Raw genomic sequence first — 19,049 nt, 5'->3', positions numbered from 1 at the left:
CAACAATATCTATCATGTATTTGCCGCACCAAGCCGATCTTGGGACGTGTGGTCACGGCGAGCGGTCCAGACAGAATGGCGCCGCACTTTCCCGTCCTGGTCACGCCGAATGGAGTGAGCCTCTACGCAATCCGGGAACATATGCCGTTGCATGTAGCGCGCCATGTCATAGCCGTGGCCGAAAGGCGCGACAAAATCCATAATCCATAGTCGCCCCCCTTCGTTCCACTCACTGAAATGCAAAGTCGCGTCGGGATCGGTGAGCCAGCGTTGCTCTACATCGGGGGCAAGCCAAGCCCAGGTGACGTAGCCCAAAGGTAAACTTGTCGTTGGGTCGAAGAAGACCTTGATTTGATCAATGTTAATCGGAGTCTCAATCCAGGCGGTTAGGCAGGCCATGGGATACTCCCGATACACCAGCTGTTGCGACATCAGATACGCAACGTGGCCGCGCGTCTCGGCCGCATCACGCAAATTTGTATTTTTTGCAAGAAATGTAAATTGGTCGCTCACAGCATCTCCCATAGGTGTTCTCCCCAGAAGGCACGCATATCGCGCCGACAAGTGGTTACGTCTGTAGCCAGGCTGTCGGCGTCGAAAAACTCGGCCCAGGTAAACCGCTTGCGCTGTCCTGACCAGCACGCGACGATCATGTCGTCGAGGGCGTCATACACGAGTTCTCCCTCGTCGGCGCACCACAGTAGGCATGTGAACCCATCCGGATCCTTGTAGAGCAACCGCGCCCGTTGTCCGGCGTACTTCCACAGGCGTTCGGCCTCCAAGTTGAACTGGCCCGGGTCATGGATGTCCTGCGCCATTTCCTCCAGTTGTATATTCATGCGATCGCGGTAAAACAGCGGTTCGACGAGCGCGGCCTTGTTTCGGTACAAGCACACTAGTCGTTGCAAGGCACGTAGCGAGAGGTTGCTACGGTCGGCCAGCGAATACATTGCCGCACAGACTGCCGCGTGGGCCGACAATAGTTGAGTTCGCAGTTCTTTAGATGGAATCAAACTTGCCAAGCGCGCATCCGCAACCGGGTCCGAAGTGTTCGCAATAATGTCTAGGATGGCCAGCACATCATAGGTGCCGGTCGATGAATCGAGGATAGGGCTCGCATACCGTCGGGAGCTTCCGCTAGTCCCGAGGTGCAACAGAATCTGACCCAGTTGCCGCATCGCGGCCCGACCGTCCGGCGTGTCCCATACCCGTTGCGCCAAGACGCCTTGGCAGCCGATCAATCCTGCCATGCGTCGATCCAGGGACGACTTATAGTGGCCGACGTAGGTATCGACAAGTTCATTGGGCTGGGGGAGGCCCCGGCGTTCCTCGATGGGAACCGGGAAGTATTTCCCGATATAAAAGCACAGCGTGGCCAGCGTCTGGGTGAGCGTTAAATACTCGTCAGTCAAGCGGCAAAGGCAGCTGACATAATTGGCCCAACCCGGAAGCGCCGACGCCGTCGCGAAGTCGATCCAACGTCCATCCAGACAAATATTGGAGGCAGTCACCGTGCCATGCATGAGACGCTTAGCTACCGCTGCGGCAAACTGCTCAGCGAAGCGGCGGACCATCTCATTCATGCCGGCATTGAGGCGGGCCAACGGTGACCAACTCAGCCATTCTGAAGGCGAGCAATCGATTGGAACAGGCAACAGGCGATCAAGTTGCGCCACGGCGCACCGCACCCGTTCCGTGTCGCTTGGCAGGCTTGCCGCAACCTCCGGCGCCGGCCGGAACATGTGTGCACGCTGGAAGTGCGCAGGCCGCCAAGCCGCCTCACGCACCACCATGCCCAGCACGCGGTCACAGGGGCGCGCTGCTTGCTCGTCGTGTAAACCAGTCCGGATCACGGCGCAAATCCGTGTCGAGCCATAAGGAAGCGCATGCTGGAATACTTCGCTCCATAGTGCTTCCTGCAAGGATTCGGCCAAGGTAGTGGTGCCAGGGCGACCGATCGATCCGTCATTGTCAATGCCGGCCAACGGATTCAGCCCGCAGCCCTTAATCTGCCAAGTGCCATCGCTGGCGCATCGGGCTCCTCCGCCATTGCGATGAATGGCATTACCGCCGTAACGGTCGGCATAAAAGACCTTCATCGGCTTGCTGCGGTCCACCCCATCTGGTGGGACATTCCAGGCGAAACGTGCAAGCAGCGCTTCCGGCCCGCCCACGTAAGGCATCCCGGGATTAGCGGCGGCCAGGCTCGCCGTAGGAAGAGCCTGCATGTGGAACGGTACACTCCAGGGAGTAACCTCGGGTAGGCTATCGCTCGTGGCAATGGCTGTAGACTGGGAGGAATTGTTATGCATATGTTAATTCCGTTCCACCGGCTTACGTGACTGCCTGCTCATGAGGATACGAACCATGAAATCATACAGCACGGCTTCGTGCTGCCGCGCATTTGCGTCCAACATGCGATTGCAAAACATGTGCACGAAGCTGGAGAACATTTGGCTGAGCGGGACTTGAAGTTCTCCGGCTTCTTCAAGCGCGCGCAATTCGTTCACAAGGGCGCGGCGGGCCGGTAAGGTATCGCGCAACAGCGCGAATACTGGCTGCGAAGCCTCAGGCACCGAATCGGCAAAAAAGTGGGAGTCGATCACGCGCCTGTAGCCGCGGAACTTTGTTCCCAACTGCACCTTCTGGGTCGCACCAATGCCGAATTCATATTTAAAGGAATCTCTTGGGCCGGTCATCACCTGCAATGCTGCTTCGTCCGAAAGTGAGTAGGCTTCCAGCCAGCTTTCAATTCCCAAGAGGGTGAGCACCCAGCGTTCCGGCAGGCCGTCCGAATCGCGCAGCAGCGCCAGCAGTTGCGTGGCGAGAACGCTGTCATGGTGGAAGAGCTGCTCCGCCAGCGAAATGGCGCGCGGCCCGCCGTAGCGATCCCGTTCTTGTTCATAGGTGTCCAAGGCCAATCGGGTGCATTGATAGTTCTGCAGCGCGGGCGTTAACGCAGTCATGAGTTCGTCGGTGACCCGTTGGCGACTGGCAGTCACCAAAGAATGAAACCGTACACGCAAATGCTGGTCTGGATCGGCATAACGGATAAAGAACCATCGGTCGATGAGTCCCTCCTGCTGGGCCCGATTCAGGAGGGGCGCGATCGTGTCGATCAGCATGTTATCGGCCTGTAGCGCTCCTCCGTAGACCTTTACATAGCTCCACGCACTTCCAGGAGGAAATATCCCACGCCGGTATCCATCGGCAGCGGGCAGCGGTGGCAAAACGACTTTTTGGCGTGGGATTTCTGGTGTCTCCACCATGAAAGGCACCACGACCTCTTTGGAGTATTGTGGCATTTCACCAGCGAAATGATTGAGCGATAGGGACTCGGCCACTTCCCACTGAGGCGACTTATCGACTTCTTCGAGCAACATGGCAACAAGCAGGGCATTGTCCAGATCAATGGGCAACGAGTTGTCGGCTACGTCCAAGGTCACGAAGCGTGGTAGCCCGCGCGCGGTACGCCATGCGGACAGGTCCTCCGGGCGGGCGGCCGCCCGTGCGAGCGCAACCGCATCGGTCTTATCAAAGCGCCAGCGCGCGGGCGCCCATACCGAATTGCGATAACACACGCGTGGCAGATAAGGGACGGTTGCAAAAGCCTGCGGCCAGCTGAACGGGGGGCAGGCGTGTGCGCCCTGCCATTGCAGGGCACAGAGAAAATGGTACATGCCGTGCGAGCCTTGGCTGTAATTGTGTACCGTCGTCATGCGCGGAACAATTTCTTTGTTGAGGCGTTTGGATCGCAGCCGATACTGCCCCTGCTCAAGGCGAAGCAACAGGTCCGATGTTGGGATTTGATGGTCGAGGTCGAGAGCACTATTGCCAAGACACACGATTTCGTACTCGCGCAGCGTGGCGCGTGTGAGAATGTTATTCACACGGCCGCCGGAATCGTGGTTAATCTCCGCGTAGATCCGCTCGGGGTCCGCTTCCTCTTGTCGCCGCAGCATCGCCTTGACTTCGTCGCGTAGTTGCTGATCGATGGGAGTAAAGCGGCCGAACATCTCTGCGCCGGATCGTCCGCCCGTCTGTTGAAGTACAAAGCGCATGTCACCTTTACCGTCGCCGATCAGCGCAGCCTGAGCGAACATGCCGGCGGCGGCTGCCCGGGGCCTAGCCGAACCGCCCTGTTTAATCCGGTCGATGTCCGTATCGGTGATGTTAATACTGCGTTCACCGTGACGCAAAGCCTGCACAAGGTGACCGGTCAATATCTGGGTACGGACAAGATCGAGCCAGGATTGGACCTCGCCGGATGAATTGCCTAGCTGAACGCCCGCCAGCAGATCTGAGATGACCTTGGTCTGAGCCGGAAACGGAACCCCGATTTCGCTATGCAGTGCAAGTTCAAGAGGGACTTCGCGCTCGCCAAATCGTTCAGTAAACAACTTTTTATGCTCGTCAAAGCCGGTAAAGCGAAAGCAGCCGAACTCGAAAAAGGCCTGTGCGCTGACGGATATGTCATCAACGAGATCCTTTCCTAGTGCTGGTTCAAAATCTCGCCGGCTATCGATTTGGAACAGCGAATCACGGGTATTTCCGGACGCATACGTGGTGGCAAACGTCTCGGCCGCAAATTGATAGTCCTTTAACAGGCAGGCTTCAGGCGTCGCGCTCGCCTTTTGGCGGATCACGGTCAAAACACGCGCGAGGTCGGCTGTATGATGCGAATGGCCAAGCTCTTGTAGTTTGGCGTGGAGTCCCAGCAAGCGCTGGCCTCCGATAACAGGGATTCCCAGCATGGGGAGCAAGACTTGATTGTCGATTAACTCGCTAATGAAAGCGTGGGCGTCTGCTACATCCACCTCGCAGTCACGGGCAATAATAGCTGCCAAGTCGGCAACTTTGCGACCTCCAGCCGCAGAGGCTATTGCAAGTGCCATCGCCTCGTTCTTTTGCAAACGCGATACCACAAATCGCGCCCGTGACTGGGAGGCATGGCGTTCAGTGTAATAGTACTGCTGATCCAGGTCGACAATGGTTGGATTTGGAAAGAAACCCAGCGCTTCGCGCACTTCCGGATCGGCGATCACTTTAGCTAGCACCGACTGCTCTATCCACGCATCGTACTGGACGTGTCGCTCGATCGGGGCGGAGCCAATGCCGTCGAAATTGCTCTCAGGCGCGATTCGTCCGAAAGAAACGGTGGAGAATAAGCCGAACGGGGTGCAACGATAGGCCGCGCGGGCAATGTAACGCGCTAACGCGATGACGAGTTTGTCGTTACCTTTTGGGTCAACACCTGGAGCGTCAAAGCGCATTCCACTAATTTGCAATTGCCCTGGTGCAATTAATTTTTCTTCGCGAGTTTTTTTGAATTCTGTGAGACGTTCGTAAAGGCCTGGGGACCCAATATAAATTGCCTCGCGCAATTCGGGTAAGTCGAGTTGCTTCAGCAAAAAGTCAACCTTATCCGGAGCGGCATGCCATTGCTCGAACAATTTGCCCGGCAGGAGCGGAGTGCGGAGATGAAAGAAACCTTGATGCACAAAAGTATTGGAAGACGCCGGCAAATTCATGGGTAATAAATCCTTTGTTAAATATTCTAATAGTGCTGTGATTGGTCGGCGCAATCCGTCAATGCGCGGTAGCTACTTTGCAGCGACCGCAGCTTACGTTGTCTTCTTTTTGAATCCGGCTCATAAAAAAATACCACCCCTGAGCAGATTTGATAGTAGGTAGAGCAGTCTCATCCCGTAATGTTGTCGGCTGGACATCCTGAATTAATTTATAAATTTCTAATCGGAACAGCCCCGAACGGCAAATTCTGCTCGGATTAACCATCCAGAAAATGCCGGGGGCTACCAACTAATCAGATTGTGGCAAGATTACTTGGCCGGCGGCGGTGCGCAATTGCAGGTGCCTGATGGGCACGTAAACGACACCGGGCAACCGTCCGAGGGGCAACCGTTCGTGGCACAGTTATTAGAGTACGTAATTTCAATACCCCAGCCGCCCCCTACCTGATCCCACTCGCTCTGGGTCAACTCGCGAATGCTATTTTTCGAAATGGAAAGTTTCTTTCTTGTTCCGTTGATGTTCATTGTGGTCCTGAATTAATTTATAAATTTCCAATCGGAACTGTCCCGAACGGCAAATTCTGCTCGGATTAACCATCCAGAAAATTCCGGGGTTACCAACTAATCAGATTATGGCAAGATTACTTGGCCGGCGGCGGTGCGCAATTGCAGGTGCCTGATGGGCACGTAAACGACACCGGGCAACTCTTCGAGGGGCAACCGTTCGTGGCACAGTTATTAGAGAACATAATTTCAATATCCCCCCAGCCGCCTCCTACCAGATCCCACTCGCCCTGGCTCAGCTCGCGAATGCTGCTTTTCGAAATTGCAAGTTTCTTTTTTGTTCCGTTGATGTTCATTGTAGCCTTCTAAAAATAGTATGAGAAAATACAACTACGCTTCTGAATTAGTAATAGTTCGTGGCGTTTCCCTCCCGTCCTCCGTTAAATTAATTCCAAAATAGGTTGGCGCGTAGCGCCCGCCGTGCTTGATGACATTTAGGCCGCCCTTCGAGTGCGGGCGGCCGATAACGGGCGCATCTCCTGAAAAGATCTCCGCGCCTGCAAAATGTGCGAGATAACAGTACCGGTACCCGTGATGGCATAAAATTCCTCCGCTATGTTCCGGCAAGCTCGCGACCGGGCACCATCGAAGGAAAAGTGTCACCGCCTGACCTGGCGAGGCTGGTGGGGCCATAGTTTCCCACCTTCTACGAGACCAACAGTTGGCGATCCCAGCGTCGTTGGATTAAGCCGCATGTATCGAGGTAGCAGAGGCAATTGCCGACGATTCCCTCCAGCAGACTCCAATCAAGGTGCGCTTGATGGGCTAGCGGACGAGCAAGATCGAGGGACAATTCGAAATAACGCTGCGCAACCACCATTAAGGTAGTTTCTTGAAATATAGAGGCGGCGCGCCTTGCCAAGTGGGAGAGGCCGGCATAGCCATGACAAAACCATGGGTCGCTGATGGCGAGTGATTCGCCCGTCCGCGCCGATGCTTGCCGGAGCAAATTCAAGCCGAAATTGTTGAGATGAGAGTCGTCTAGGGCACGGCCGGCGCACAGCAAAGCCCATGCTGCCGAAAAGTCGCCGTAGCACCAAGCACCGCGACTCAGTGTCTGATCGCCGGCACGATATCCGAAAACGCCTTGCGTGAAGTCTGGGCGTTGCTGTGCGGTATACCATGACACCGCAGCGGCCAACAACGCCCTCGCATCCGCGTTGTCTTGCTCCTGTTCAACGATCGCTGCGAGCAGTGAGATTACACCGGCATTGCCGTGCGCTATGCCCAAGTCGATGAATGATTCCTCGGAAGCTGCAGGCCAGGTGAAGCCCGGGGCCAACATGGAGCGCGTGGTCACCCAGCAGCAGCCTTCGTCCGTCCAGGTCGCCATGGCGCGTAGGTGCTTAAGCACTTGTTCCTGGAGCGCGCCACCATGGCCTTCCAATCGCCGGGCAAAGGCGTACACGCCAATCCCGGTCAAGCCGTTGATGAGTTCATAGTGACCGGGCCAGTGCGCATGACCGGACAATTTCTCGCTGAGAGATTCATCATAGTCAGCCGCGATGGAGGCGTATTCGTTCATGCCAAGAAGTGCATCGACCTCGGCGGCCTTCCAAACCAAGCCGGTGGCTCCTGAAAAGAGTGAGTGGTCGCCTAGGTCTACGCCTGCTAATGCATCGTCCATGAGTTCGAGGCCCCGCGCGCCGTAGGCATTTTCTTGAAGCGCATTCGAGGCGACTGCCAGCAATAAGGCGACTGCCCCCATCGAGCGCCTGTCGGACAGATTAGAAAAATCATGTTCCATGGCTCGGGTGCACACCACCCGAACAAGCTCGAGTGCCGATTCGCAGGAAGCTGGAGACAACGTCCAGTACTGCTCCGAGTGCGTTGAAGCCGGGGACAGGATGGATGACACCTTGGCTCGGTTCATTGTTGCCCCCCCAGCCAAGTGATGGCCGCGTCGAGGACGGGATCAGGCTGACCCGGCCCCGTCGCCTCGGCTTCGATCACAACATCGGGCACGACCTTGGGATACATTCGCTGACCGTTGCGGTCCGCGACATACTGTGATGTGATGCCAAAAAAATTTCCGTAGCGATCGGACACTCCGTGGACGGCGGTAGTAAACCCGGCTGTCGGCGTACCAAAATTTCGAGTGTTTGAACGGCCGTGAAAGGCAATCGCCACCATTTCGCCTGTACTGCTCGTCGACCCGCCAAACAAGATTGCGGTTGGCTCCCTTTCGCCGTCAAAGGTTGGATCTGAGTCGCTGAAATAGGTATTGGCCGTTTCCTTCGGCTCGGCAGGCGTGCCCCACAGCCAGTCTCCGTGTGACTTACCGTCTCTGTCGACAAAGTAGCCGACCGCACCATTACCCAGCAGCGGCCGGAGCGCAGCAATTGCCGGGAACAGTGTGCCGCCGCCATGTTCACGCAGATCAAGAATCCATTGAACTGCTCCCTGTTTATGCAGCTTTACAATGGCGTCACGCAAGGCGTGCGCATATGCTCGACCCTCGGCAAAATTCGGCGCAAGAAAAAATCTTAGCTTTACATAACCCACATGCTTATCCACAAGGTCTGTATAGAACAGGGCGTCCCGCTTCTCTTGGCGTGGCTGGGCTTGTGCTACTCGCACGGGCGTGACGTCCAAGGCCAACTCGGCTTTCGTTTGGAATCGACCATGGGGTATTACACCGGCCGCAAACTCCGCGTTATTAAGCTGCCGGGACAGTTCCTTCAGCGGTCCATCGAGTTCCCGGATATTCCGAGCCCCTGTCGCCGCCAAACCGAGGGCACCTTCCAGTTCGTCCCAGCGCAGGCGGTCTGCGACCAGCGATTCACGCCGCACCTGCTGCAATATGTCGTCCAGATATTTGCGACAAGGTACGCACATTTGCCCAGGGCGGAATTGTGTTTGGCTGACATCAATTCGTACATCGCGAATGATCAGTCCGGAAACTTCCTGTGGAGGACCGGGAAGTGTCAGTGTCCACGCAAACCTCGTGGCATCGTCCGGCACAAAAACACTGGTTTTCACCTGCCCTCGCCCCACTCGAGAGACCACGCCAACATGCGTTTTAACTTGCCAGCTCTCGCTGAAACTGGTAAGGGTGAGAAGAATCGAGGGGTTGAATTGGGACGTCGGATAGAAATCGAATGTTAAATACACGCGGCGTCCTGACAGCGTAGAAATTTCTTGGGTATCCGCCATGAGCTTCGCGCCAGCAACTGAACATCGCGCGAGCGGACGCTTAAGTGGAATCTCCAATGCTTCTTTTTTTCCTTTTTCGCATTCCATCGCTCCCTTCATTGGGAGCGGTATAAGATTCTTCATCTCCTGCGCGGACGCAGGCAAAGTCGCTAATGCGAGGCCAAGCATGATAAGACGTTGAAAACTAAAACGAGCAGACATGGAATATAAATTTTCGTCAAATGGAACTTTTGTTATTCGCGGCGAGAATCTAATTGATCCAATCCGGAGACCTTGGAAAGCAGGGTTAAAGATTGCGCCCTTTGTTCATGTGTAGGGGAAAGATCCCACCACACAATATTTGACACATTATATGTGCGCGCCAGTCTATGTAATTCGGCAGCGCATGTGCTTGCGGAGCCGGCCATTGTCGGAGTGATAAAGGCATTGTTATATCCAGCCAACATCTCCAAGGCCTCCGCATCAGTGGATGCGCAAATTCCCGCAACGAGGACTGCGCAATCGGGAATTACACTTGGATTTGTATGATCTTCAATTTGAGACCTATATTCAGCCAAGACGAGTGGATCGGCATTGCTGGTGTGGTGACACAAAGAGTAACAGTAAGATGCGCGAAGTCTTATAGCCAAGCTCATCGAGCCGCGGCCAGTACCGTGGATCCAATAATTCGGCTGGGATTCCGCCCATTCAAACGCCGATAAGCGCTCATGATTGAACTGTAAATAGCCCCTCAGCTGCTCATTCTTTTCGTCAAATCCGAGCACGTCGCCCGAACTGAGTCCTTCTAACGCCGTACCGGCAACTTGCCCGGCGCATACACCCAAATCAATCCGCCCGGGGAACATAGTGTTCAAGAGCTGAAAAGTTGTCGCGACCTTATACGGGGAGTAATATCTCAACAGGATCCCGGCTGTGCCGACCTTGATCTGCCGAGTCGTCGCGGCTAGCAATGGCAGAATAATTTCAGGACTGCTGTCGAGCAGGCAGCTGTGGTGTTCGGTCAGCCAACAGCGTTTGTATCCAAGACGGTCGGCGAGTTGTGCAATCGAAATTAATTCAGTTATAGCTTGTCCTTCGCTGCCAATCGATACCGGTCTTTCCAAAATACTAAGTTGAAGGTGTGTCAAAGAAACTCCATTTTGCGAAGTTGAGTTTTCATGTGCAGTAGCCAGAGTGTAAGCCAGCCGTAAATTCCGTCGATAGAACTGAGCAATAGCGTCTCGCAAAGGACAAGTTATTAATTATTGAGTCCGCAGGCGAACAATTCGCGAGAAAGCATGTAGCGTTTTCGCGAATCGACGTTCCCCTAGTTCCTTGTGCTAGCGTTGATTGTTCACTCATCCCGGGTATTCTCGCTGCATTTAAATTTGGGAGAAGCAATCTAATGAACGCCCGGTATATTAAATAACAAAATTATTTCTTCGAGGTAATTTAGGGCATATTTACGGCTGGTCAATAATGTTTTTCATGCATAAGCCACTGATTTATCCGTTATCGGCATTCCAAACTGCGCGCAGCCTGAGCCCGGGTAGCCATCGGAAAAAATACGAGTGTATTGTTCCTACATCAAAGACGTTGCCGGCGAATGCGAATCTGGGCCAGTTTTCTCGAATCGATAATGCTAGAGGCCGCGGCTCTCCCACTTGCCTTCGCAAGCTGGGGATACGTAATGCATCGGATTCAGCGCTTCGCGTAAAACACACGTCCATACCTTGGGCGATCAGCTATAATTGCCCAGGGCAATCTGCCTTGAGAGCCCGGCAATAGTTTTTGCCATTACTTCATTCCAATTTTTTATCGAGGTTCAATGAACAAAATTAATGCAACGCGCGGCGTATACTTTTTGGCAAATAACGGGGTTTTTGAGCAGTCCGTTGGATTCCTTCGAAGCTTTCGCACACATAATCCAAAGCTTCCGCTGTGCCTGATTCCTTTCGATAGCGATTTCGACAAGATATCGGCGCTTAAGAATACCTATTCTTTCTCTGTATTTGATGATTCCAGTTTGCTTGCCAGTTGTGATGCCATTAGTGAGAAGTTTCATGGTTTCAAGCTTGGAACCTATCGGAAGCTCGTGGCGTGGGAGGGCATATTCGACGACTTCATCTATATTGATGTCGACACAGTTGTCATTGACTCGGTGGATTTTGCATTCGAGCATCTCAAGCAGCATGACTATGTGGCTTCGCATTCAAATATCGAAACTATCCGGCGCTGGGTCTGGAAGGACAGCGTCTACTCCACGAATTTGCTCACTACACCCCAGATTGCATATTCCGCCAATACAGGTTTTTTTGTTAGTCGGCGTGGTCTATTACCGATGAAGCATTGCTCGGCAAAGGTTTCTGGAGGTCTGGAACTCAAGGAAAGCATGGAGTTGGATTGTATGGAACAGCCCTTCTTGAATTATCTCGTCGTAACCTCAGGTTATTCCTATACCAGCCTGCTGCGCTTGCTCACTGCTGAAAATGCCCCAGCCGCGAAGTTGGAATGGTGGGCCGGCACACCGGCCGGGCGCGTCGAAGAAGGGAAACTGTACCATCCATCTGGCGCGCCGATCTTCTTGGTTCATTGGGCGGGATTTTCGAACAATTTCGGTGGTTCAAGGGCGGGACTTCCTTATAGGGATTTATGGGAATTTTATCGCCGTCCTGGTTTTTCCGCAGATATCCTATAGCCGAGTCCTGAACCCCCGTCCGGAAAACTCCTGTGGCGGTAATCCTGCCGTGTTCGCCATACCCTCGGACGGCTGCGTTTACCGGACGGCGTTCGCGATGATTTTTTACGGCTCCATTAAATCAAGCGCTGAATTCCCGTCCAATCTATTCTCACGCCGTCGGCTTCCTCCCCGGCTTGAGTAAACAGCATATTTGGATTGTCTTTCCAAGGAATATTTTTGTTTCTACAATCAGGATTCGCCCATCGCAACGATTGAAAATTCATCAGATGCAAGTAGAGATATTGATGCCCAATATTTCTGTTGTTTGACACAATCCCATCTTTCCAGAACCACACGTCAGGATGATGAGTCATTCCGTCGTGCCAGGGCATGGGATGGAAAACCGTTGAGTACTGTTCTTTGAAGTAAACGTTGTGACGAAATACGGCGTCGAACTCGTTCGTCCGATTACGTCGAATGAAGAGATCGGAGTAAACATCCTCGTCAAATCTCGTCGAATCGGGATTCTCCAAGTAGGCCTTCCAGTCAGGAATCTTTAAATATGCCCTGCGTATCGGTTCGGTATTTTTAAAAAGAACCAAATGTCCAGAAATCATGTGTTGATGTGCGCTAACCACATCAAAAGATAAGACATCGTCGGTATAAAATTTTCGGATATCACCATAAATTACATCTAGATCGCCGAAGCCATAGTAGTCATACGCTGCTACGTCGTCGCTGTACAGGTCGCCGTAGGCGGGTCTGATATCGCAGATCTTATAGTTTCCGTTCGGGCGGAAATTGATATTTAGACGTTTGGAAACGTTAGCTACGTAGTCGGCAAACGTTGTCGAAATGAATCTTACATTTTTTGGTGGGCCGACCGGAACTTGACAATCTGTTCTTATTATCCAGTTAACAGTACTATTGCACTTGCAACTTGCCAGGAACACTGGAAACCATTTTGGCCAGCTTCCAAAATAGTCGATAAAAATAGCGATACTTTTCATTGTCCTCAAGTCCACTCATTCTTCATTTTTATCTTGCGATTCAAGCCGATTATCATTGTCCCGCCCCACCCATGAATATTCGAATGTGACTACATGCTGTGAAATGCACTCTCGGGACTACCTCGGCAGCGTGTCAAGCGCTGCCACAGTTCAGGCGATTATTCCGAAATTTTGATTGCTGGACGTTGTAAAATCAATGCAAGTATTTCTCGTTTGCGAGCCACTGTGCAGTCAATCGCTGCATCTGCGTAGCCATCTCTTACAGGCGAAAATTTGGCAAAACATTTCATCTTGTCAAATAACTTTTTTGGCAATTCTGCAGGCTCGTCGCAATTGCATTCGTCATCAGATTGCATTCCCGACGTCACATAGATTTTTGGAAACAAAGATGAGCGTGTTTGTGGAGCGTTGCAAAGTGCTCAAGTCCGTTACCAAAAATCTGCCCCGCCCGTTTGAATCAGGTGAAAAGAGCATTCACCAAAAGACAGCCGGAGCGCATAAGTACGCTTATCTATCGCTATTCGTTCAAAATCTTTCGGTGATTTGGATTCTATCCACACGGTATCCCATGAAGCAATTATGAAATTCGCTTTTTCAATGATGTTTTTTGACAAGACAATTGCAGGCTTTTCGTGTTACGTTTGCTGGAGTCTCAGGATGTGCCGATCAAGTGGTTATTTGAGAGAATTAATCCCAATGCAGGCATAAAGGGGCACGTTGATTGCCGTGATATTTTGTTAGAATTATTTATCAAGAATTATCATGCAATCCACCGACATAGCAAAAACGCCATAGGATGAAGATGAAGTCAGCAAATGTATTGGAAAAAGTTCTTGTGACCGGCGGGGCGGGGTTCCTGGGTAGTCACCTTTGCGAACGGCTTTTGAAGACGGGCGCCGACGTGCTGTGCGTCGATAACTTCTTCACTGGGAGCAAGGCCAACATCGCACATTTGATCGGCAAACCGACTTTTGAGTTGATGCGGCACGACGTAACATTTCCACTATACGTCGAGGTCGACAAGATATTTAATTTGGCATGTCCGGCGAGCCCAGTCCACTATCAATACGATCCGGTCCAAACAGCAAAGACTAGTGTAAACGGCGCAATCAATATGCTGGGGCTCGCGAAACGCCTGAAGGCACGTATTCTGCAGGCATCGACGAGCGAGATATATGGCGATCCCGAGATGCATCCACAGACCGAAGGCTATTGGGGTCGTGTCAATCCGGTCGGAATCCGTTCGTGCTATGACGAAGGAAAGCGCTGCGCCGAGACGCTTTTTTTCGACTATTGGCGCCAGCATAATCTTAACATCAAGGTGATCCGTATCTTTAACACTTACGGGCCACGAATGCACCCTGACGACGGCCGCGTCGTCAGCAACTTCATCGTCCAGGCATTACGAGGAGTTGACATCACCCTGTACGGAGATGGAGAACAGACGAGGAGTTTCTGTTACGTCGACGACTTGATCGAAGGGATGATGGCAATGATGCAAAGCCGGGACGAGATCACCGGCCCTATCAATATGGGCAATCCTACTGAGTTCACAATGCGTGAGCTGGCCGAACTCACGCTCAAGCTCACGGGATCAAAATCGAAACTCTCGTTCCTGCCGTTGCCGAGCGATGATCCACGCCGTCGAAAGCCTGACATTACCGTGGCAAGAGAGCAGCTCGGCTGGAGCCCGAAGGTCAGCCTGGAGGATGGTTTGAAAGAAACCGTGCGGTACTTCCGGCATACCCTCGATCTCTGATCGGGCATGCCGTGCAATGACTGCACTATAGTGGACCCCAAATTTGAGACGGTGGTTTAAGCTGTCGTCCTTGAAGGGATGATAGCGAATGAGTGAATGTAAAAAACGCAGGACGCATCCGGCGGACTTCAAAGCCAAGATTGGCCTGGAAGTGGTTCGCGGCGTGAAGACGATCAACGAGATCGCGCAGGAGCACAACGTGCATCCGCAGCTGGTCACGCAATGGAAGAAGGAGATTCTGGAGAACGCGAGCTCCTTGTTCGATACCAAGCGTGGCCCGAAGCCAGTCGACGAGAGCAACCCGGAGGACAAGCTGTACAGCGAAATCGGCCGGCTGAAGATGGAAACCGACTGGCTCAAAAAAGCTGGGGCTGTAAGTCGGGAAGATCGCATGGGATGGATCGAGCCTGCACATACGGATCTGCCGTTGACGCGCCAGTGCGAGCTTGCCGGTGTGCCGAGAGCGACGGTGTACCGCAGGCTGGAGGCGATGGTCCGCCAGCAGCATGAGGGCCAGGTGGACAACGAACTGCGCGCCCTGATCGACGAGGAGTACACCGGCCGACCGTTCTACGGCAGTCGGCGCATGGTGGTTTTCCTGCGAGGTCGGGGACACAGGGTCAATCGCAAGCGCGTACAGCGCCTGATGCGAGCAATGGGGCTGGCAGGCATGGCGCCCGGACCGGGGACGAGCAAACCGCATCCGCGGCATAAGATCTATCCGTATCTGCTGCGCGGGGTGGCGGTCGCGCGGCCGAACCAGATGTGGAGCACGGATTTGACCTATATCCGGCTGGCGCGGGGTTTTGCCTACCTGTGGCGACCATCGACTGGTACTCGCGTCGGGTGCTGGCCTGGCGTATCAGCAACAGCATGGATGCGTCGTTCTGTTTGGACTACCTGGAAGACGCCTTGCGTCACCACGGCAAGCCGGAGGTATTCAACAGCGACCAGGGCTCGCAATTCACCAGCGATGCCTTCACCGGCGTACTCAAACGGGAAGGCGTGGCGATCAGCATAAATGGGCGCGGGCGGGCGCTGAACAACATTTTCGTCGAGCGCCTGTGGCGCAACGTGAAGTACGAGGATGTGTACCTGAAGGGTTACGCCAACATGGCCGAGCTGACAGTTGGTCTGGCGCAGTATTTTGCGTTCTACAACGCCGAGCGTCCGCACCAGGCGCTGGACTACGAGACGCCGGATCATGTCTATCGTGCCGGCGTCGGAGGCGGTGCGCTGATCGTCGACAAGTTCGGCGACGCCGACCAGGAGCTGGAAAAAGATAGCAGTACGGGGCAGCGCCGGGCAGCTGCTGAGGTGGAAACGGACACAGCTTAAATTGACCGGCTGAGTGTCTTGACTGACAGGTCCACTTTAATACAGCGCTTGGTTCGCATGGGTAGCTTTCCAAAACCTCGCCAATTATCAGATCGAAGAGTTGCCTGGCTCGTTCGGGAGATCCAAGAATGGGCCGAAGCTCGGCCCATGTTAGATCTACCTCCACCGCCAAACACATCAAAGCGAAAAGCTCCAGTATCGTGCAGTGATCACGTTGAGGAGCGTGCCACTGACTCGTAGTGCTCGCTGAGTTTGGTCAGCCATTCCCGGCGCTCGCGATCATACGCGTACTTGTCATAGATGCCAGCGACCCCATCCGGTATATGCCCAATCACGGCTTCTGCGATCTCTCTACGGCAGCCGAGCGCGGACAATTGAGTTCGACCTGTCCGGCGCAAGTCATGTGGTGACCAATGGGTTACCGGCAAACGAGGCCTGATCTTTTCCGGACGCGTCATGGAATATGGCTGGTGAATCCAAACCCCGACGCCCACTACTTTTTGCTCCATATGGTCACTCTTCCCTCTAGACGGGAACAGGTATCCGCTCTTCACCAGAGCAATACGTCGACGAACGACATCCGCAGCGCGACCAACTAAAGGTACCCGCAAGTCCATAGCTTCCTCATGCCGCTCGTTTTTGGTCTTCGCCTTGGGAACGGTCCACCATAAACCGTCTGGTTCCTCCGAGATCTCACTAACTTCCATGGCGACGATCTCGGAGCCGCGGGCGCAAGTCCACATGTAGAGGATCAGGAGGTCATGTACGGCTTTCGAGAAGTTGGGCAACCACCGAATTAACGCGCCCTGCTCCGCCGGCGTCAAAAATCGCTTCGCAGTTCCAATTTGTTTGCCCTCGCGTACGCGTCCCTTGCTGCGAAGCTTTCCCCGCATGATGACCCGCCACCAGTTAGGCACCTCCTCGGGGAGTTTGCCGGCATCGTGGCCAAAGTCCCAAGTTGCCCCAAGCTCGAGCCGAACCCGCCCTGCTTGTACGGGAGTTTCAATGAATGTGTGCAGCAAGGCGAATGCCCGTGCTCGGGTGACTTTCGCCGGATCGAGATCTCCAAACTCTCCCAGCCACTCCTCGGGGCAGGTCGCACATAACGCGTAGTTCAAGGTCCGACGAGTCTCGTCGATGCCTTTCTGTTTGCGTTTTCGTTCGATGTGTCCGGTCAGATAAAGATCGACCAATGTACGCACCGTTAGCGTCCGCGCCGACTTCGCACGCGCAGATTCTTTCTCTTCGTTCTCCCGGGCGCGTTTGGCGCGACGCTCGGCAGCGGGATCCTCACCTCGCGCACGCTGGTCGCGCAGCTTTTCCCATTCGGCCTTCGCCGCATTGATCGATACGGCGGGCCAGGTACCAATCTTCACCTGGCGCATCTTGCCGTCGACTGGGCTCTTGTAGCGATAGATCCACGCACGTGTTGTGGTTGACACTTCAAATCTGAGACCTGGGCAGTCAGGCATGGTGTAGTGCCCCCTGGAGCCATCAGCTTGGCCGCCCTGGCATCGAATGCCATTTCTTTCCTCCTTTCGCATACGTTGACTTCATGCCATGTAAGCAAGTGTAGGGTCCGCTATGCAGCGCATCCTTGAGCATCCTCGGATTGTCGGTTCCGCGCGTCCGGCGTAGGCTCGGAGTGGCTTTTCACGTATACTTGCCGCCCCTGCATCTCGCATCGCCGGTCGACCGGTGCGACATGGTAAAGTGCACGTTTGGCGACGGCTGCTCGGCCGCCTGGCATCGAGCGCATCACTCTCCCAGCACAGGGGCCGGCGTAGCTTTTTGACAGTCCGCGACACCGGTTTGCTCCCTCGGCGTAGGTTCGACGGCAGAGCATCGAAAAAGCTACGCCAATCCGTGAAATGAAGCGATGTCGAGTGATGCGTCGTCATGCGATCGAGAGCCGCGCGAGCCCAAGGAATCCGCAACAAAATCATGAAGTTAGACGACGACATGCCGTTAGATCAACAAGTTACCAAGTCCGGAAAAAGCCAGCATACCCCGATGATGCAGCAGTACCTGAGCATCAAGGCCGACTACCCCACGATGCTCGTCTTCTACCGGATGGGCGACTTCTACGAGCTGTTCTTCGAGGACGCCGAGAAGGCCGCGCGCATCCTGGGTATCACGCTGACGGCGCGCGGCAGCTCGGGCGGGAATCCGATCAAGATGGCCGGCGTGCCCTTCCACTCGCTCGATCCTTACCTCGCCAAGCTCGTCAAGCTGGGCGAGTCGTGCGCGATCTGCGAACAGATCGGCGACCCGGCGCTGAGCAAAGGTCCGGTCGAGCGCAAGGTCGTGCGCGTCGTCACGCCGGGGACGCTGACGGATGCCGACCTGCTGCCCGAGAAGGCCGAGCGCCCGCTGCTCGCCGTCTGCACGGTCGCGAACCGCAAGGTGGTCACGACGGGTCTCGCGTGGATGTCGCTCGCGAGCGGGGGACTCCGGCTGATGGAATTCGCGGGCGACGCCCGTGCGGCCGCCGTGCGCCTCGTGCAGGAACTGGAACGCATCGCGCCGGCCGAGGTACTGCGCGCCGACGGCGGCGCCGACCTGTTCGAAGAATCGCCGGTCGGCCACACGGCACGCGTGCCGGAATGGCATTTCGACGTCGTGCACGGCCACAAGGCGCTGCTCGATCAATTGGGTGTCGCCACCTTGTCCGGCTTCGGCGCGGACGGTCTCGGCGCCGCGTTCGGCGCGGCCGGCGCGCTGCTGCGCTATGCCCAGGCCACGCAGGGCCGCGGCCTGCAGCACGTGAAGAGTCTCGCGGTCGAATCGGAGAGCGAATTCATCGGCCTCGATGCGTCCACGCGCCGCAACCTCGAGCTGACGGAGACCATCCGCGGCCACGAGTCGCCCACGCTGTTTTCTCTTCTGGACGGCTGCCGCACGGCGATGGGCTCGCGCCTGCTGCGCCACTGGCTGCACCACGCGAAGCGCGACCAGCGCGTGGCCCGCTCGCGCCACGAGGCGATCGAGGCGCTGGCCCAGCGCGAGGCCATGCACGACCTGGCCGCGAC

Annotated in this window: 12 protein-coding genes and 1 pseudogene; 5 read left to right on the top strand and 8 right to left on the bottom strand. The window is 54.8% G+C overall.

Annotation, left to right across the window (positions count from 1 at the left end):
* Positions 1-12: 12 nt before the first annotated feature.
* The 6 genes from ACEN88_RS02405 to ACEN88_RS02380 form a co-directional block, all read right to left on the bottom strand.
* The gene (locus ACEN88_RS02405) at positions 13-513 is read right to left on the bottom strand and encodes a toxin-activating lysine-acyltransferase (protein WP_413337223.1); all 501 of its coding nucleotides are present in this window, start codon (positions 511-513) and stop codon (positions 13-15) included.
* Complete coding sequence (locus ACEN88_RS02400; RefSeq protein WP_413337222.1) at positions 510-2,228, bottom strand: hypothetical protein; 1,719 nt, start codon at positions 2,226-2,228, stop codon at positions 510-512. The genes ACEN88_RS02405 and ACEN88_RS02400 overlap by 4 nt, the downstream gene beginning before the upstream one ends.
* Positions 2,229-2,315: 87 nt before the next feature.
* Positions 2,316-5,531 (bottom strand): lantibiotic dehydratase, encoded by a 3,216-nt coding sequence (locus ACEN88_RS02395; protein ID WP_413337221.1) that lies wholly within the window; start codon positions 5,529-5,531, stop codon positions 2,316-2,318.
* Between the two features lie 1,210 nt (positions 5,532-6,741).
* Positions 6,742-7,968, bottom strand: a complete 1,227-nt coding sequence (locus tag ACEN88_RS02390) for a lanthionine synthetase LanC family protein (RefSeq protein ID WP_413337220.1) — start codon at positions 7,966-7,968, stop codon at positions 6,742-6,744.
* The gene (locus tag ACEN88_RS02385) at positions 7,965-9,452 is read right to left on the bottom strand and encodes a S41 family peptidase (protein WP_413337219.1); all 1,488 of its coding nucleotides are present in this window, start codon (positions 9,450-9,452) and stop codon (positions 7,965-7,967) included. The genes ACEN88_RS02390 and ACEN88_RS02385 overlap by 4 nt, the downstream gene beginning before the upstream one ends.
* 32 nt (positions 9,453-9,484) lie before the next feature.
* The gene (locus ACEN88_RS02380) at positions 9,485-10,378 is read right to left on the bottom strand and encodes an LLM class flavin-dependent oxidoreductase (protein ID WP_413337218.1); all 894 of its coding nucleotides are present in this window, start codon (positions 10,376-10,378) and stop codon (positions 9,485-9,487) included.
* Positions 10,379-11,058: 680 nt separating this feature from the next.
* On the opposite strand from ACEN88_RS02380, the gene ACEN88_RS02375 reads away from it, so the two are divergent.
* Positions 11,059-11,928 (top strand): hypothetical protein, encoded by an 870-nt coding sequence (locus tag ACEN88_RS02375; protein ID WP_413337217.1) that lies wholly within the window; start codon positions 11,059-11,061, stop codon positions 11,926-11,928.
* Positions 11,929-12,044: 116 nt separating this feature from the next.
* On the opposite strand, the gene ACEN88_RS02370 is transcribed toward ACEN88_RS02375, so the two are convergent.
* Positions 12,045-12,920 (bottom strand): DUF6625 family protein, encoded by an 876-nt coding sequence (locus ACEN88_RS02370; RefSeq protein WP_413337216.1) that lies wholly within the window; start codon positions 12,918-12,920, stop codon positions 12,045-12,047.
* Between the two features lie 802 nt (positions 12,921-13,722).
* Between ACEN88_RS02370 and ACEN88_RS02365 the strand changes: the two genes are divergently transcribed.
* The 3 genes from ACEN88_RS02365 (at position 13,723) to ACEN88_RS02355 (ending at position 16,257) form a co-directional block, all read left to right on the top strand.
* Positions 13,723-14,679: a UDP-glucuronic acid decarboxylase family protein gene (locus ACEN88_RS02365; RefSeq protein ID WP_413337215.1), complete on the top strand. Its 957-nt coding sequence runs from the start codon at positions 13,723-13,725 to the stop codon at positions 14,677-14,679.
* A gap of 88 nt (positions 14,680-14,767) precedes the next feature.
* A protein-coding gene (locus ACEN88_RS02360) for an IS3 family transposase (protein ID WP_413337214.1) occupies positions 14,768-16,017 on the top strand; the annotation gives its coding sequence in 2 pieces (ribosomal slippage) (positions 14,768-15,494 and positions 15,494-16,017; 1,251 coding nt in all).
* Between the two features lie 18 nt (positions 16,018-16,035).
* On the top strand, positions 16,036-16,257 hold the full coding sequence (locus tag ACEN88_RS02355; RefSeq protein ID WP_413337213.1) for a helix-turn-helix transcriptional regulator: 222 nt from the start codon (positions 16,036-16,038) through the stop codon (positions 16,255-16,257).
* Here ACEN88_RS02355 and ACEN88_RS02350 read toward each other — a convergent pair.
* Positions 16,227-17,489: a tyrosine-type recombinase/integrase gene (locus ACEN88_RS02350; protein ID WP_413337212.1), complete on the bottom strand. Its 1,263-nt coding sequence runs from the start codon at positions 17,487-17,489 to the stop codon at positions 16,227-16,229. The two genes, ACEN88_RS02355 and ACEN88_RS02350, sit on opposite strands and share 31 nt — an antisense overlap.
* Positions 17,490-18,030: 541 nt before the next feature.
* Here ACEN88_RS02350 and ACEN88_RS02345 point away from each other — a divergent pair.
* Positions 18,031-19,049 (top strand): annotated as a pseudogene (locus ACEN88_RS02345) (DNA mismatch repair protein MutS); the annotation flags it as partial.

The sequence above is a fragment of the Massilia sp. CT11-108 genome (assembly GCF_047302915.1).
Classification (GTDB): domain Bacteria; phylum Pseudomonadota; class Gammaproteobacteria; order Burkholderiales; family Burkholderiaceae_D; genus Telluria; species Telluria orientalis.
Note: the sequence above shows the minus strand (reverse complement) of the source record. Positions and strands in the feature narration are given on the sequence as shown.

Coding starts and splice junctions, on each gene's coding strand:
- ACEN88_RS02370 (WP_413337216.1), bottom strand. CDS start 12,920: ATGAAAAGTATCGCTATTTTTATCGACTATTTTGGAAGCTGGCCAAAA.
- ACEN88_RS02390 (WP_413337220.1), bottom strand. CDS start 7,968: ATGAACCGAGCCAAGGTGTCATCCATCCTGTCCCCGGCTTCAACGCAC.
- ACEN88_RS02375 (WP_413337217.1), top strand. CDS start 11,059: ATGAACAAAATTAATGCAACGCGCGGCGTATACTTTTTGGCAAATAAC.
- ACEN88_RS02365 (WP_413337215.1), top strand. CDS start 13,723: ATGAAGTCAGCAAATGTATTGGAAAAAGTTCTTGTGACCGGCGGGGCG.
- ACEN88_RS02385 (WP_413337219.1), bottom strand. CDS start 9,452: ATGTCTGCTCGTTTTAGTTTTCAACGTCTTATCATGCTTGGCCTCGCA.
- ACEN88_RS02350 (WP_413337212.1), bottom strand. CDS start 17,489: ATGCCTGACTGCCCAGGTCTCAGATTTGAAGTGTCAACCACAACACGT.
- ACEN88_RS02395 (WP_413337221.1), bottom strand. CDS start 5,531: ATGAATTTGCCGGCGTCTTCCAATACTTTTGTGCATCAAGGTTTCTTT.
- ACEN88_RS02400 (WP_413337222.1), bottom strand. CDS start 2,228: ATGCAGGCTCTTCCTACGGCGAGCCTGGCCGCCGCTAATCCCGGGATG.